14 protein-coding genes are annotated in these 14,638 nt (G+C 61.5%); 8 read left to right on the top strand and 6 right to left on the bottom strand.

From position 1 onward, the window contains the following. Positions 1 to 65: 65 nt before the first annotated feature. Positions 66 to 980, bottom strand: coding sequence for a LysR family transcriptional regulator (locus ACIPO9_RS06100; protein ID WP_400779373.1), 915 nt, complete (start codon positions 978 to 980; stop codon positions 66 to 68). 95 nt (positions 981 to 1,075) lie between these two features. On the opposite strand from ACIPO9_RS06100, the gene ACIPO9_RS06105 reads away from it, so the two are divergent. Continuing rightward, complete coding sequence (locus ACIPO9_RS06105) at positions 1,076 to 2,242, top strand: MFS transporter (RefSeq protein WP_400779375.1); 1,167 nt, start codon at positions 1,076 to 1,078, stop codon at positions 2,240 to 2,242. A 134-nt stretch (positions 2,243 to 2,376) separates the two neighbouring features. Here the strand turns inward: ACIPO9_RS06105 and ACIPO9_RS06110 are convergent, their stop codons facing one another. Further along, entirely contained in the window at positions 2,377 to 3,246 is an 870-nt protein-coding gene (locus tag ACIPO9_RS06110) for a LysR family transcriptional regulator (protein WP_400779377.1), read from the bottom strand. A gap of 135 nt (positions 3,247 to 3,381) precedes the next feature. Here ACIPO9_RS06110 and ACIPO9_RS06115 point away from each other — a divergent pair, with 135 nt between their 5' ends. The 3 genes from ACIPO9_RS06115 to ACIPO9_RS06125 all read left to right on the top strand — a co-directional run bounded on the left by ACIPO9_RS06115 (position 3,382) and on the right by ACIPO9_RS06125 (position 7,569). Next, positions 3,382 to 3,855, top strand: a complete 474-nt coding sequence (locus tag ACIPO9_RS06115; RefSeq protein ID WP_400779378.1) for a nuclear transport factor 2 family protein — start codon at positions 3,382 to 3,384, stop codon at positions 3,853 to 3,855. An 86-nt stretch (positions 3,856 to 3,941) separates the two neighbouring features. After that, a complete protein-coding gene (locus ACIPO9_RS06120; RefSeq protein ID WP_400779380.1) occupies positions 3,942 to 5,402 on the top strand; it encodes an MFS transporter in 1,461 nt (486 codons plus the stop codon). Positions 5,403 to 5,499: 97 nt separating this feature from the next. Then, complete coding sequence (locus ACIPO9_RS06125; RefSeq protein ID WP_400779382.1) at positions 5,500 to 7,569, top strand: ATP-binding protein; 2,070 nt, start codon at positions 5,500 to 5,502, stop codon at positions 7,567 to 7,569. 10 nt (positions 7,570 to 7,579) lie between these two features. Here ACIPO9_RS06125 and ACIPO9_RS06130 read toward each other — a convergent pair whose 3' ends face one another. Continuing rightward, positions 7,580 to 8,524, bottom strand: a complete 945-nt coding sequence (locus ACIPO9_RS06130) for a GlxA family transcriptional regulator (protein WP_400779856.1) — start codon at positions 8,522 to 8,524, stop codon at positions 7,580 to 7,582. A 184-nt stretch (positions 8,525 to 8,708) separates the two neighbouring features. Between ACIPO9_RS06130 and ACIPO9_RS06135 the strand changes: the two genes are divergently transcribed. Continuing rightward, on the top strand, positions 8,709 to 9,641 hold the full coding sequence (locus ACIPO9_RS06135; RefSeq protein ID WP_400779384.1) for an alpha/beta fold hydrolase: 933 nt from the start codon (positions 8,709 to 8,711) through the stop codon (positions 9,639 to 9,641). On the opposite strand, the gene ACIPO9_RS06140 is transcribed toward ACIPO9_RS06135, so the two are convergent. Continuing rightward, entirely contained in the window at positions 9,635 to 10,510 is an 876-nt protein-coding gene (locus ACIPO9_RS06140; protein ID WP_400779386.1) for an alpha/beta hydrolase, read from the bottom strand. The two genes, ACIPO9_RS06135 and ACIPO9_RS06140, sit on opposite strands and share 7 nt — an antisense overlap. Positions 10,511 to 10,627: 117 nt before the next feature. Further along, positions 10,628 to 11,569 (bottom strand): LysR family transcriptional regulator, encoded by a 942-nt coding sequence (locus ACIPO9_RS06145; protein ID WP_400779387.1) that lies wholly within the window; start codon positions 11,567 to 11,569, stop codon positions 10,628 to 10,630. 115 nt (positions 11,570 to 11,684) lie between these two features. Here ACIPO9_RS06145 and ACIPO9_RS06150 point away from each other — a divergent pair, with 115 nt between their 5' ends. Then, the gene (locus ACIPO9_RS06150) at positions 11,685 to 12,602 is read left to right on the top strand and encodes a DMT family transporter (RefSeq protein WP_400779389.1); all 918 of its coding nucleotides are present in this window, start codon (positions 11,685 to 11,687) and stop codon (positions 12,600 to 12,602) included. A gap of 132 nt (positions 12,603 to 12,734) precedes the next feature. Next, positions 12,735 to 13,298, top strand: coding sequence for a carboxymuconolactone decarboxylase family protein (locus ACIPO9_RS06155; protein WP_400779390.1), 564 nt, complete (start codon positions 12,735 to 12,737; stop codon positions 13,296 to 13,298). Positions 13,299 to 13,366: 68 nt separating this feature from the next. Here ACIPO9_RS06155 and ACIPO9_RS06160 read toward each other — a convergent pair whose 3' ends face one another. Further along, positions 13,367 to 13,810, bottom strand: a complete 444-nt coding sequence (locus ACIPO9_RS06160) for a DUF6632 domain-containing protein (protein WP_400779392.1) — start codon at positions 13,808 to 13,810, stop codon at positions 13,367 to 13,369. Positions 13,811 to 14,196: 386 nt separating this feature from the next. On the opposite strand from ACIPO9_RS06160, the gene ACIPO9_RS06165 reads away from it, so the two are divergent. After that, complete coding sequence (locus ACIPO9_RS06165) at positions 14,197 to 14,484, top strand: hypothetical protein (protein WP_274131013.1); 288 nt, start codon at positions 14,197 to 14,199, stop codon at positions 14,482 to 14,484. Positions 14,485 to 14,638: the final 154 nt, after the last annotated feature.

Genomic DNA, 14,638 nt, shown 5'->3' on the forward strand with positions numbered 1-14,638 from the left:
GGGGAGAAGTTACGGGGTGAAACTTAGCTGTGACTGAGGGCGTTGCCGGGAATGGATCCTGGGTATCAGGTGATGATGGAATACCGACCGTCCCGGTGCTGATCCAGCAGAAAGTCCACGAACACCCTGACCCTGGCGCTCATCGTAGAGCCGCCGACGAACACGGCGTGAATCGGCTCCCGGTCGCCGGGATTGAAGTCTTCCAGCAGTGGCACCAGCTCCCCGCGTTCGATCTCGTCGACCACGGTGAACGCACCGATGCGTGCGATACCGGCGCCAAGCCTGGCCATTTGCGCCAGGGCTTCGCCGCTGCTGCAGGCGATGGTGCCGGAGATTTTCAGGGAGAAGTCGCGACCGTCGCGACAGAACGGCCAGTCCGGCGCGGCCCTGCGGAAATTGAAGCGCAGGCAGTTGTGCTCGCTCAGGTCTTCGGGCTGTTTGGGCGTGCCGTGGCGTTCCAGGTACTGGGGCGAGGCGACGATCACCTGGCCGGTTTCGCCGATGCAGCGGGCGCTCAAGGGGCTGTCCGGCAGATGGCCGAAGCGCACGGCGACGTCGGCCTGGCCGGCGAGGATGTCGACGACTTCATCGCCCAGGGTCAAATCCACCAGGATTTCCGGGTAGAGCGCAGTGAAGGCCGCCACCAGCGGCACGATGGCCAGCCGACCGTGGGCCAATGAAGCGCTGACTCGCAGCCGGCCACGGGGCACGCCTTGGCTGGCGATGGCCTGCTCGACTTCGTCCATGTCCGCGAGGATGCGCCGCGCGCCTCGCAGATACGCCTCACCTTCGGCGGTGAGGGTGATGGCGCGGGTGGTGCGCAACAGCAGGCGCGCGCCAATGCGCTGCTCGGTGCGCGCGATGATCCGGCTCACCGCCGAGGGTGTCAGTCCCAATGCCCGCGCCGCCGCGGACAGGCTCCCGGCCTGTGCCACCCTGGCGAACACTTCCATTTCTCCCGACCTGCCGTTGAAGTCCATTTGTGCCTCGTAAGCAAAGGTGCTTGTACCGAAAGGGCTCTACCGCCTCGAAAGCCATGATCGTAGCATTGGCGGCATAGATAAGGAGCCATTTCATGCGAATCAACCCACCCCTTGTAGCCCTCTCGATCGGTGCCTTCGGCATCGGCGTGACGGAGTTTGCCCCCATGGGCATGTTGCCCAGTATCGCGTCCGACCTCGGCGTCTCGATCCCCACTGCCGGGCTGCTGGTCAGCGCCTATGCACTGGGTGTGCTGATCGGCGCGCCCCTGATGACCCTGACCACCGGCAAGATTCCACGGCGTTACCTGTTGATCGGCCTGATGGCGATCTTCACCCTGGGCAATCTGATGTCGGCCATGGCCACCAGCTATGAAAGCCTGCTCGTTGCGCGGATCGTGACGTCGCTCAACCACGGCGCGTTTTTCGGCATCGGTTCCATCGTTGCCGCCAGCGTAGTGCCGTCCGAGAAACGGGCAGGGGCCGTGGCGGCCATGTTCATGGGGCTCACCCTGGCGACCATCGGCGGTGTGCCGCTGGCCAGTTGGTTCGGTGAACTGCTGGGCTGGCGCACGGCGTTCTGGGGCATTGCCGGTCTTGGTTTCGTCGCCATGGCGGCGCTGTGGTACGCCTTGCCCAACCTGCCGCTGCCGAAAAGCGATGGCGTGCTGGCCGAGATCCGCGTGCTGGGCCGCGGTCCTGTGCTGGCCGCTCTGGCGCTGACGGTGGTCGGCTCTGGCGCCATGTTCACAGTGTTTACCTACATCGCGCCGATCCTGAGCAGCGAAACCCATGCTTCCACCGCCTTCATCACGGCCATGCTGGTGCTGTTCGGGGTGGGCCTGACGCTGGGCAACATGTGGGGCGGCAAGGCAGCAGACCGTTCGGTTGACCGGACCCTGCTCGTTTCGCTGGTGGTGTTGATTCTGGTCCTGCTGGCGTTCTCGGTGCTGATGCGCTGGCCTGTGCCTGCCGCCGTGGCGATCCTGATCTGGGGCGTCGCCAGTTTCGCCCTGGTGCCGCCGCTGCAGATGCGCGTGATGGAAGCGGCCAAGGATGCGCCGAACCTTGCATCGGCGGTGAACATCGGCGCGTTCAACTTCGGTAATGCCATCGGCGCGGCACTGGGCGGCGCGGTGATCAATGCCGGACTGGGTTATCCGGCGATCTCGCTGGCCGGTGCGCTGATGGCGGCTCTGGGGTTGTTGATGGTCCTGGGGTTCGCCTGGCGGGCACGGGGCGTGCGGTATTCTCCAGCCTAAACCTGTAGGAGTGAGCTTGCTCGCGATTGAGGTGTGTCAGCGTTAGAGATGTTGACTGACACGCTGCCATCGCGAGCAAGCTCACTCCTACAGGTGCGCGTTGTCACAGCGCACGGTGTTGCAGCGTTGTCGCATTACAAGGAAGGCCCCGGATCCTCGCCAACCATCTCCCCCGCAAGATCCGCAAACGCCCGCAGCCGGTCCATCTGGCGCATGTCGTGGTGATACCCCATCCAGATGTCGCGCCCTGGCGGCGTCTGGCCGATGTCCAGCTTTCTGAGGGCTGGCAACTGATCCCCCAACACCCTTGGCAGCACGCACACCCCGAGCCCCAGCGCGCTCATGCGTGCCTGCACCGTGCGGCTGCTGCTGGTGAACGTGATCCGGGCCTGGGGAAACCGCTCCTGCAGCCAGAGCACGTCGGGGTAGTGGGCCTGGGCGGTGTTCATGGTGATCAACCCGACGCCTTCACCCTCGGCACCCGGTTCGAACGCTTGCCCGGCGCCTGTGTACAGCCCGTAGCTCAGGGTGGTCAATCGCCGCTGCACGATGTCGGGCTCGGTGAATGGCACGATCCTGAAGGCGATGTCTGCCTCCCGGCGTGTCAGGTCGAACAGCCGGTGCCCGGCGATCACTTCGGGCACGATCAGCGGATGACGCACAAGCAGCTCCCTCAGCACCGGTCCCAGCACGTAGCAGGCGAACCAGTCCGCCGATGAAATCCGCAACAGGCCTTCCGGCTGGTCGCTTTCACCGGCGATACGCCGCTCGATGGTCAGGGCGCTGCGCTCCATGTCTTCGGCCAGCTCGAAGATCCGCTCGCCGCTGTCGGTCAACACCAGCCCCGTGGCCGTGCGGCGGAAGAACACTTCACCGCTGGCCTGCTCAAGCACATGCAGGCGCCGCCCCACGGTGGGGTGGCTGACGCCCAGCAATTTCGCAGCAGCGCCCAGGGAGCCGCCGCGGGCGATGGCCAGAAAGACGCGCAGGTCATTCCAATCCATGGCGTACCTCGTACAAAAGTGAACGGCGAAGATGCAGCAATGGCAGTCCCGTCGCAACCCCGGCGCTTTCACAATGGTCCCCGCCAGCAGACAAACCCAGTCCAGCTGCACCAACACCCACACAAGGACCTGACCATGACCCTTGAACATCTGGCAGCACGGCTGGAAGCACTGGAAAGCCGCGCGGCGATCGAGTCATTGATTTCCGGCTACGCCAACGCCTTCGACCTGATGGACAGCGAACTGCTGCTCACCCTCTGGCATGACGACGCCATCCTCGACCTGCCGGGCTTCGGTGGCGGCACAAGTCCCGAGGAAATCCTGGCGATGGCCCAGAGGAACTGGCAACGGATGCCTCACATGCACCACTGGATGTCCAACCCGATGATCAGCATCGACGGGGGATCAGCGACGGCCACCGTCGCCGCAGATTGTCTGTTTCATGATGTCGAGCAGGGGCCGGTGCAGGTCAGCGGCCTGTATCACGACCGATTCGAACGGCGCGGCGGGCAGTGGCGATTCACCGCGCGGCGGTTCGAATTGCACTTCCTGACACCGCTGGTGAACTGGAAGCCTGTCGCGGGCTGCGAAGCGTTCGAGCGCACCTAGACGTTGCGCATCCAAAGGCGCATCCCGCGATGCGCCGCCTCGATTCACGCCCCTTGTTTCGCCACCGTTGCCTATGGAGGCTTTCCATGTCCCGGGAAGATGTTTCCCTGCCTGACCCGCGCCGTTGGGCCATGTTCGTGATCCTGCTGGTGGGCGCGTTCCTGCCGCCGCTGGATTTTTTCATCATCAATGTGGCGCTGCCATCGATCAGGCAGGACCTGGGCGCTTCAGCGTCCACCGAGCAACTGGTCATTTCAGCCTATGCCGGGCTCTACGCCGTCACCCTGATCACCGGCGGACGACTGGGTGATATCTATGGCCGCGGCCGGATGTTTTTCATCGGCTTGATTGGCTTTGCCGCCGCGTCGCTGCTCTGCGGTTGCGCGGGGTCGCCCTGGGCCTTAGTGATCGGGCGCGCCTTGCAGGGCATCACGGCGGCAGTGATGGCGCCCCAGGCGCTGGCGTCGGTGCAGGCCATCTTCCCCGAAGCTGAAAAGCCGCTGGCGCTGAGCCTGTATGGCGCGGTGTTCGGCCTGGCTTCGGTGGTCGGGCAGGCATTGGGTGGCGTCTTGATTTCGCTGAACCTGTTCGGCCTGGGCTGGCGGGTCATCTTTCTGGTGAATCTGCCGGTTGCGGCGCTGGTGCTGCTGTTTGGCATCCGGGTGTTCAAAGAAACCCGCGCGCGCAACGCCACCCGGCTCGATCCGGGCGGCATGGCGCTGTCGGTGCTTACCCTGGCGGCGCTGATCGTCCCGCTGATCGAGGGGAGGGAGGCTGGGTGGCCGCTGTGGGCCTGGGCCTTGTTGATCGCGATGCCGGTACTGGCGTGGCTGTTCTGGCGGTATGAAACCCGTCTGGGCCGTGCCGGTGGATCGCCCTTGGTAGACCCGGCCGTGTTGCAGGCGCCAGGTCTGGGCCGAGCGCTGGTGGTTGCACTGCTGTATTACGCAATCGCGCCGTTTTTCCTGCTGTTCTCGGTGTTCCTGCAAGGCGCGCTGCACACCTCGGCACTGAGCGCCGGGCTGGTGTTCCTGCCCTTCGGCGCAGGCTTTCTGCTCGGGCCGCTGCTCACGCCACTGTTTCGCCGCGCATTCGGGGTGTACGTAAACCCCTTCGGCATGGGGCTGCAGTCGGCCGGTTTGCTCGGGCTGCTGTGGCTTATCACGACGACGCCCATCGGTATGCACCCGGCCTCGATCCTCCTGGCGCCACTGCTTTTCACCATCGGTTTCGGCCAGGGGCTCGCGCTGCCGACCCTCATGCGCATGGTCACAGGACGGGTAGCGCCGGCCTATTCGGGGATGATCGCCGGCGTGGTCAGCTCCACGCTGCAAATCAGCACGGCGCTGAGCGTGGCCGTGATCGGCGGGATCTTCTACAGCGCACTGGGTACCCACACGGACCCCACAGGCATCACCGAGGCTTTCAAGATCGCCTTGGCGTGCATCGCCCTCTGCCTTGGCGCCGGCATGCTGCTGAGCATCACCCTAGTGCGCCAACCTGCCGCGCAGGCCGGGATGGCGGCGACAATCAGGCCGCCGCAGTGATGCCCGCAACAAGGCATTTCATCTGCCATGCCTTCGCCTGACCGGCTCCAGCGCGTATCCTGCACGTTTTGCAGATGACGCGGGAACGAGGTTGGGAATGGAACAAGGCAACTCTGAGCCGCTTGTTCAACCGGCGGGTACGTCCGCTCTGGTTGAGGCTTGCGAATTCCCGGCAGATGCGTCCGAGCGTCTTCAACTGGCCCTCGATGCGGGGGCCATCATCGGCACCTGGGTGTGGGATATTCTCAGCGACCGCGTGACGGCGGACGAACGCTTTGCCCGCTCGTTCGGGTTGCCGGTGGAGCGCTGCAAATCCGGCATTCCCATCGCCGAAGCGTTTTCCTCGATTCACCCCGAGGACGTTGATCGCCTGGCCTCTGAAATCGAGGCCACCATGGCCAGAGGCGGCGCGTTTCGCTGTGAATACCGCGTTCGCCAGGACGACGGATTCTACCGCTGGGTCGAGGCCAACGGTCGCGCCGAACTCAATCCCCAAGGACAAGCAATCCGCTTCCCCGGCGTGCTGATGAACATCGAGTCGCGCAAAGCCGCCGAAGCCGAGCGCGACAGAATGTCGGCCATGCTGCGCACCTTCACCGCAGCGGTTCCGGGGGTTATCTACGCCAAGGACCTGGAAGGCCGGCTACTGGTGGCCAACCACGGCACCACCGAGCTGATCGGCAAGCCGCCCGAGTTTTACCTGGGCAAGACGGACCTGGAAATCCTCGAAGACAAGGCCCAGGCCCGGCAGGTGATGGCGACCGATCAGCGCATCATGCGCAGCGGTGTGGCCGAACAGATCGAGGAACGGGTCGACATGCCCGACGGGTCGGCAACGACCTGGCTCTCTGCCAAGGCCCCGCTGCTGAACGACGCGGGCGAGGTCATCGGCCTGGTGGGTTCTTCGATCGACGTGAGCGACAGGAAACACGCCGAAAACGCGCTGCTGGAGCTCAACCGGACGCTGGAGGTGCGCGTCGCTCAAGCGGTCGCGGAGCGCGAGGCGGCAGAGGCTGCGTTGCGCCAGTCGCAGAAGATGGAAGCGATCGGCCAACTCACCGGCGGCATCGCCCACGACTTCAACAACCTGCTGGCCGGGATCACCGGCAGCCTGGACCTGATCAAGCTGCGACTCAATCAGGGCCGCACGGTTGACGTCGAACGCTACGTGTCGGTGGCCTACGGAGCGGCCCAGCGCGCAGCGGCACTGACTCACCGCTTGCTGGCGTTTTCCCGCCGGCAGACCCTGCTTCCCGAACACACCGACGTGCATGTGCTGATCGCCGAGATGGAAGAGTTGATCCGCCGCACCGTGGGGCCTGGCATCGACCTGAGCGTCGATTTGAATGCAGCGCTGAGTACCTGCCTGGTCGATCAGGCCCAGGTAGAAAACTCCTTGCTGAACCTCTGCATCAACGCCAGAGATGCGCTGCCGGACGGCGGGAAGATTTCCATCCAGACCTCCAATCAGGTCCAGGAGGAGGGCGATGGCCTGGACCCGGACCTGGCGCCGGGCACCTACCTGACCATCACCGTGGCCGACAACGGGACGGGCATGAGTGCCGAAACCCTGTCGAAGGCGTTTGAACCCTTCTTCACCACCAAGCCCGTCGGGGCGGGCACCGGGCTGGGGCTTTCCATGGTCTATGGCTTTGCCAAGCAATCGGGCGGGCAGGTCAGGATCGAGTCCGAGGAAGGCAAGGGCACCCGGGTCTGCTTGCAGATGCCGTATCATCCGGCCGAGCTGAAATCCCCTGATCAGATGCAGCCAGCGGCTCAGATGGGCCCGGTGGCATCGGGTGAAACCGTGCTGGTGGTCGATGACGAGCCTACAGTTCGCCTGTTTGTCAGCGAGGCCTTGAGCAGCCTGGGCTACGTCGTGATCGAGGCGGCCGACAGCCAGGCTGGCCTCAAGCTGTTGCGCTCCGACACGCCAATCGACTTGCTGGTAACCGACGTCGGCCTGCCTGGCGGTGCAGACGGCCGTCAGATGGCAAAAGAAGGCCGCGGGTGCCGATCAGGCCTTCCCGTGCTGTTCATGACGGGATACGCCGAGCCAGCGATGCCAGTCCACATGCCCGCATCGCCACCCACCGCCGTGCTCACCAAGCCGTTTGCACTGGATGCGTTGACGGCCAGGGTGGCGGAGTTGCTGAGTAGGGGCTGACGCCTCCGGCCTACCGCCGATACGTCTTTCGGTAACTCGTCGGGCTCACACCCACGACTGCCGAGAAGTGCTGCCGCAGAGAAAGGCTTGTCCCAAATCCGCAAACGGTGGCAATTTTCTCGACACTGTCGTGGGTGGTTTCAAGCTGCTGCTGGGCGGCTTTGATTCGCTCATTGGTCAGCCACTTGCCGAACGTCGAACCGGTGATCTGCTTGAAGTGGCGCGTGAAGCTACGCCGGCTCATCGCTAGCCTCTGCGCCACCTGGTCGATCGACAACGCCTCTCCAAGGTTCGCCCGCAGCCAGTCCAGAAGCAGGCTCAGGCGCTGATCGCTGGCACCCTGAGGGACGGGTTGATCGATGAACTGCGCCTGGCCGCCTTCGCGGTGTGGCGACACGACCAGGCGGCGGGCGAGGGTGTTGGCAATCTCACGCCCATAGGCCCGCCTGACGATATGGATGCAGCAGTCGAGCCCTGCGGCCACGCCTGCCGAGGTCAGGACCTGGTCCTGTTCGACGTAGAGCACCTTGGCATCCACGTCGATCTGTGGGAAGTCTTGCGCCAGCTGTGCCGCCCACGCCCAATGAGTGGTGGCCTGTTTGCCGTCCAACAGACCTGCATGCGCGAGGACGAATGCGCCCAGACAAAGCCCGACCACCAGCGCGCCTCGGGCGTGCGCTGCATTGAGCGCGTCGAGAATCGCGTCCGGTGGGCGGGCGTCGACGTCTCTCCAGCTCGGAACCACGACGATGTCAGCACGGGTGACCTGGTCCAGCCCATGATCGCACTGGATGGCGAAGCCGGCGTTGGTCATCAAAACCCCGTCCTCGCCTGCGCAGACAGCCAGTTTGAACCAGGGCGAATCACCCACTCGCCGGTCTTGGCCGAACACCAGGCAAGGGACGGAAAGGTGAAAGGGGCTGATCCCGTTGAAGGCAATGACGCAGACGTTCAGTGTTTTTGTCACGGGAGGTGGCCTGATCGATGTTGGCCCAATAATAATGAAAAAGGGTGATTGGGCCAATGGTGTCGAACCGGCAATGCGTTCACGCTGACGGCAAGTGCATTTCGCCGGGAAATGCAAACAGTCGAGATCGATCCAAGTGAACCTCCGAACCCTCAGCCTGCTAGGTGCCCTCGTGACAACGTTTACCCTTACCCAGTCAGCGCAAGCGGCAGAACCCGTGGCCTCCATCCCGTACACCAGTGAGTCCGCGTCCTATCACTGGGCCAGCGTAGACGGCGTAAGGGTTTTTTACCGCGAGGCCGGCCCTGCCGATGCCCCCGTGCTGGTGCTCCTTCACGGGTACCCGTCCTCCTCACGGATGTGGGACTCGCTGATACCGCTGCTTGCTGACAAGTATCACGTGATTGCACCCGATTACCCCGGATTTGGCAGAAGCGACGCGCCTTCCCTGGCGGCTTACGCTTATACGTTTGACCACCTGGCCGAAACCATGGCAACGCTGCTGACGCAGTTGCATATCGACAAGTACACGCTGTTCATGCAGGACTACGGCGGTCCGGTGGGCTTTCGGATGATTCTCAACGCCCCGCAGAAACTCCATGGCATCATCATTCAGAACGCCAATGCCTATGACGAAGGGCTGGGCGCCAAGTGGGTAAACATTGCCAAATACTGGAAGGCACCTTCGGAGCACCCCGAGCAAGTCGATGGGTTCACCGGATACGAAGGCACGAAACAACGTCACCTGGGCACAAGCCCTCATCCCGAGCGCTACAACCCCGATACATGGGAAGACGAGTTTGCGGCTTTGTCCCGGCCCGGCCAGCGCGAGATACAGTCAGCCTTACTGCTGGATTACCGCAACAACGTCGCCTCGTACCCGAAATGGCAGCGGTGGTTGAAAGACAATCAGCCGCCCATGCTGGTCATGTGGGGCAAATTCGACCCCTCGTTCATTGTGCCCGGGGCCCTGCGCTACAAGGACGATGTGCCAGGCGCAGAAGTACACATTCTAGAGGCGGGACATTTTGCCCTCGATGAGCAGACCGAGCAGATGGCTGGCTTGACTCGCGCGTTCATGGCGCGCATTGGCGTGAGTCAGTAGACCAATGTCTGATCCCGGCTGTGAATGAACGCCACCACCTCATCCAGCACCGGTGCCAGTCCGCGCATCGGGCGGGAGAATGCAGCGATCAACGTGCCGTGGCCAGGCTTGGAGAAATACAGCTCGCGCACGGGCACACCCTGGCCGCGCAGAAGTCGGGCCATGCCGCCGGTGTTGCGCTCGGGGTTGACCAGTGTGTCATCCTTCGCGGCTATCAACAGCGCAGGCGGCGAGAGGGCGCTGACGTGGTTGATCGGTTGAGAATCGGGGGGTGAATTCGGAAAGTAGAAGACCGGTTTCACTTCCGGGTTCTCAATGGGGAGAAAGTCATAGGGCCCGGCCAGACCGATCCAGCCGCTGAGCATCGAAGGCTTCATGCCCACGGCGGCCAGCCATTTGGGGTCGAGCGCCAGCATCGCGGCGTTGTAGCCGCCGGCGCTATGGCCCATGACGTAAAGCCGGCCCGGATCACCGCCGTACTGGCGAATATGTTCGCGAGTCCAGCCCACCGCGCTCGCGCTGTCTTCGAGAAAGCCCTGGTAGTGGACCTGAGGATACAGCCGGTAGTCGGCCAGCACCGCCACGATACCCCGTGCCGCCAGCGCCTCGCCTACAAAACTGTAGTCACTGCGCGAACCACTGTTCCAACTGCCGCCATAAAAGAACACCACTACCGGCGCGTCGGCTGTGAGATTGATCGGCGTGTAGACATCCAGCCGGTTGCGCGGATCGTCACCGTACTTCAAGTCCGATGCCTTGCTGAAAGTGCCACCGGGCGTGAAGGCGTTTAGCACTTTCAGAGGTGAACAGCCCAGCAACAGGCCCAACAGCCCGCCGATAACACATATGCGTAACGCAATCCTGATCATGGTTGGCTCTCTGAGGGGCTTTGGTTTAGGACTGCGGGGTTGGGTATGAATTCAGGGTGTTTTCTGAACGCTGGGCAGACGAAAACGCCGCGTCCATGCTAGCCGTTAGAAGACAAGCTACCGCTCGGCCCCAGAAGGGTATGACTGTTGACTGACATGAGCGATCAGATAGTCAATGAGTACGCGCACCTTCGCAGGCAGAAAGCGCGTCGGGTGGTAGAGCAACCAGATCTCACCATGATACTTGCCCGGATCCAGCTCCCACTCAGGCAGCACGTGAGTAACTCTCCCACTCTGCAGGGCGTCTCTGGCGATGAAATCTGGAAGATTTGCGATACCCAGATCCTGCTCCGCCGCACTCAATCGCGCGCCGGCGTGATTTGCGATGTAGCGACCTTTGACATGGACAGACTGAGTTCGATCTCCCTGTCGGAGCCTCCAGTGATTGTCATCAGGCGTTTCCCCCAGATACACGCACTGATGCTGCGCCAGGTCCGACGGAATCGTCGGGAGGCCATGGCGCTGCAAATACCCGGGTGATGCGCAAAGTAGCCAGCGAACCCTTCCAAGCGGACGCCCAGCCAGCCCTTGCGGCGGGCGATTGGTGAGACGAATCACAAGGTCCACATCATCCGCCAGAGGGTCGGCGTCAAGGTCGTTGTAAACCAACTGCACGTCAATCTGCGGGTAGAGGCCCAGAAATGCCGGGACAAGCGGGTGCAATACTGTCCGCGCAAACTGCGTAGGCGCGCTCAGCCTGACCCGGCCTCTGGGCGAGGAGGCGAGCTCTCCCGCAACGTTTACTGCACTGTTGGCGGCTTCAAGCATGCGGCTGCAGTGGCGATAAACCTCCATCCCGGCCTCGGTCGGACGAAGCCGCCGCGTTGTACGCTCCAGCAGTTGTGCGCCCAAGGACTGTTCCAGGCGCTTGATCTGCCGGCTCACAGAGGAGGGCAGACTACCGAGCTGGCGGGCCGCCTCCGAGAAGTTACCCGCATCGATGACACGCACCAGAAGCGCCATATCGGCCAGTGATTCATGTAGCTGGGCAGGGGTCATGATCATTTCACTAGTGTGATTTGTGCAACCACAGCATAACTCATGTGTCGCGCAGATGCGTTGTCTTGCCTTGGGTGCGGCTCAATACTGCCCGCCTAGACAAAGGGGCGTACCAATGATCAACCGCAGTAAAACGTTATTCATCAGCGACCTCATGCTTTTGGCCGTAGCCGTGGTGTGGGGCACAAGCTATGGCGTAGTGAAGTCCGCTCTGGTGTTTTACCCAGTGCTGGGGTTGTTAGCCCTGAGATTCGGAATTACCTTCATCATCCTGAGCCCAGCGCTACGGCAACTGGCTGGATTATCACTGCAGGGATTTCTGGGACTGCTGAGCACGGGGTTTCTGCTGCTGGCGATATTCCTGAGCGAGACATTAGGACTGCTTTACACGTCCGCCACAAATGCGGCATTCCTCATCAGCCTTTGCGTAATGCTCACGCCCCTGGTCGAGTGGTTCTGGCTGAAAAGAAGGCCGACCCAACTAGAGTGGCTGGCGGTAGGCATATCCGTAATCGGTGCGGTACTCATGACCCAGCACGGTCATTTCCAAATCAACGCCGGTGATGCGCTGATCTTGCTGGCTGCGTTGGGTAGGGCAGTGCAGGTTTGCCTTATCAAGCGCGTCGTCCAAAGCAGCCAGATTCCAGCATTGTCCGTGACTGCACTGCAGTCTGGGGTCGTTGCATTGGGCTGCATATTGCTGACGTTTCTCACCATGCCTGCGCCACTGGAAAGCCTTGCCCAGATCTCCGACCCCACGGCTTTCTGGGGCTACATCGGCTACCTGGTCATGGCATGCACGCTGTTTGCTTTTTTTGCCCAGAATTACGCGATAAAGCGAAGCAACCCCACGAGAGTCTCGTTGCTGATGGGTAGCGAACCCATATTCGGCGGAATATTTGCCATGCTCTGGCTCAATGAGCCGATCACCTTACAAAGCTGGATAGGGGGAGTTTTGATTTTTGCATCGTGCATTCTTGCCAGTAACAATTGGTCGTTCTTGCGGTTGAAGGCAGCGGCTCCTGGTGCTTGATAGCTGTCTGCGGTGAATCGAGATAGCGAGGCTGCAGCCCAGTGTCCATTTTGTATGCAGGTTCGATTGGCCGACTGCGCCAGGCCTGGGTTCGAGCGTGACGTAGCGACTCAAATCTGGAAGGAGTAAACGATGGACATTCAATCACGTCTTTCAGCACTGCAGCCGAATGAGATGAGCGAAGACCAGCAGCGCGTGTTGGCCGACATTCTGAAAGGGCCTCGCGGTAATCTGGATGGCCCGTTCCTGGCCTGGATCCACAGCCCGGAGTTGGCCGACCACGCGCAGCGTTTGGGAGCGTTCTGCCGATACGGCACTGCGTTAGAGCTCCGGCTGACTGAACTCGCCATTCTCACAACGGCTGCCTGGTGGCGCTCTCAGGCCGAGTGGCAGATTCATGAGCCCATCGCCCGAGACGCTGGAATTTCCGACGCTGTGATCGAGTCTCTCAGGCAGCAGCAGACACCGGTCTTCAGCAGTGCTGACGAACAGTGCGTGTATGAGATCGGTCAGTCGCTTTATCAGAGCCGGCGAGTTGATGCTGCACTGTATGAGCAAGGTGTCGCGTTTTTTGGAGAGTCAGCGATGGTCGAACTTGTCGGGGTGTACGGGTATTACGCGTTGGTGGCGATGACCTTGAATGTCTTTGACGTCCGACGTGATTCCGATTCCCCTCTGCCTTTTGATGAGGAATGACTGCTCATTCGACAGGATGAGCAGCAACGAACGAAGCGGGTTCGATGCCATCACATCCATCCAGCTTGCTATTCGCCATTTCGACCGGTTGCCCGGTGATGAGGTACCCCGGGCCCCGGAGGATGACGAGGCGTCAAGATGGCCAAGGCCACCGTCACAATGAAGAGTGCCGGCACGTCACCTGCCAAATGTCCCATCTGCGCCGGCTGGGTGAGCGCCTGGACGGCCATGACTCCACTGTGTATGGCGCTAGACCAGACGGTGAACCAGATCAGACTCAGATTGGCGAGTGGATCACGTGCGGCCAAAATCAAGAACACGCCAAGTGTGGCGTAGATGCCAACGATCATCATCGGGTAGTCCGAGTGACCGTTATGCCAGGCCCAGCCGGAAGGCCAAAACAACATGAGTGGGTAGAGGGCAAGGCACGCGAGGCCGGCCAGAATCAGAACGACTCGCAGATACTTGAGGCTATCGAGAGCGGTCGTGGCATGGTGCTCGATGTGGGGCATGGGCACACCTCATGAGCGGCTGGGTACTTAGCAGTGTAGAAGCCGTTTTCAAAAGGCGTGACATTTACATGGCAGATTCGACGTGACCACCGTGAAAACCATGAGGCTGGTGACTCGACGAGCGAACGTGTCTAATACGCTATTTAACATAATATACATTATACGTAATTGCGTATCCGTTTCCCGAGGCTGGGTGTCTCGCTTTGAAAGGCTCAGAAACCCCCAATCCTGTCACCGCCCAGTTCATCCCATTCACCACACCCACATACTGACCAATCCCATCCCAACGCTCTCCATCATCGCCACGCCAATCACGACGACCCAGACCAACTTACAATCCGCACCCACCAGATCACGAGCTTCACTTTCCAACTCAAGGACGAACAATGAAACACGCGGCGCTCATTCTCCTGGCTTGCATTCATTCCAGCACATGGGCTGCAGATCCCGTGACGCTGCCTATGGTCATCCAGATGCAACGGCTCGCCAATGCATCGATGTGCGAATCCTACAAAGGCGACACCTCGGCGCTTGGCAAAGCCATGAATCAGAACTGCAAGAACAGGCAGCGAGCCGAGTTCGAGGCGTTGCAGGATGAGAAGCCGTTAAGGGACTGCATCAAGCCTGGGAATGTGATCGACGACGATGTCCGCAAGTGCATGAAAGGCATTTGATCTACATATGGAGCGAGTCACGGCCAGATTGACGCTAATCAGCGAAAAGGCTCGGTTTAGAGCCCTGGAGCGTGGAAAGACGCATTTGCAATATCCGATAACTGTCAGACCCGGATATTGCACGTGCACGCTCCCGACCCACTGTATTGGCTGG

Source organism: Pseudomonas sp. NPDC090203 (genome assembly GCF_044746765.1).
Lineage (GTDB): Bacteria > Pseudomonadota > Gammaproteobacteria > Pseudomonadales > Pseudomonadaceae > Aquipseudomonas > Aquipseudomonas putida_AD.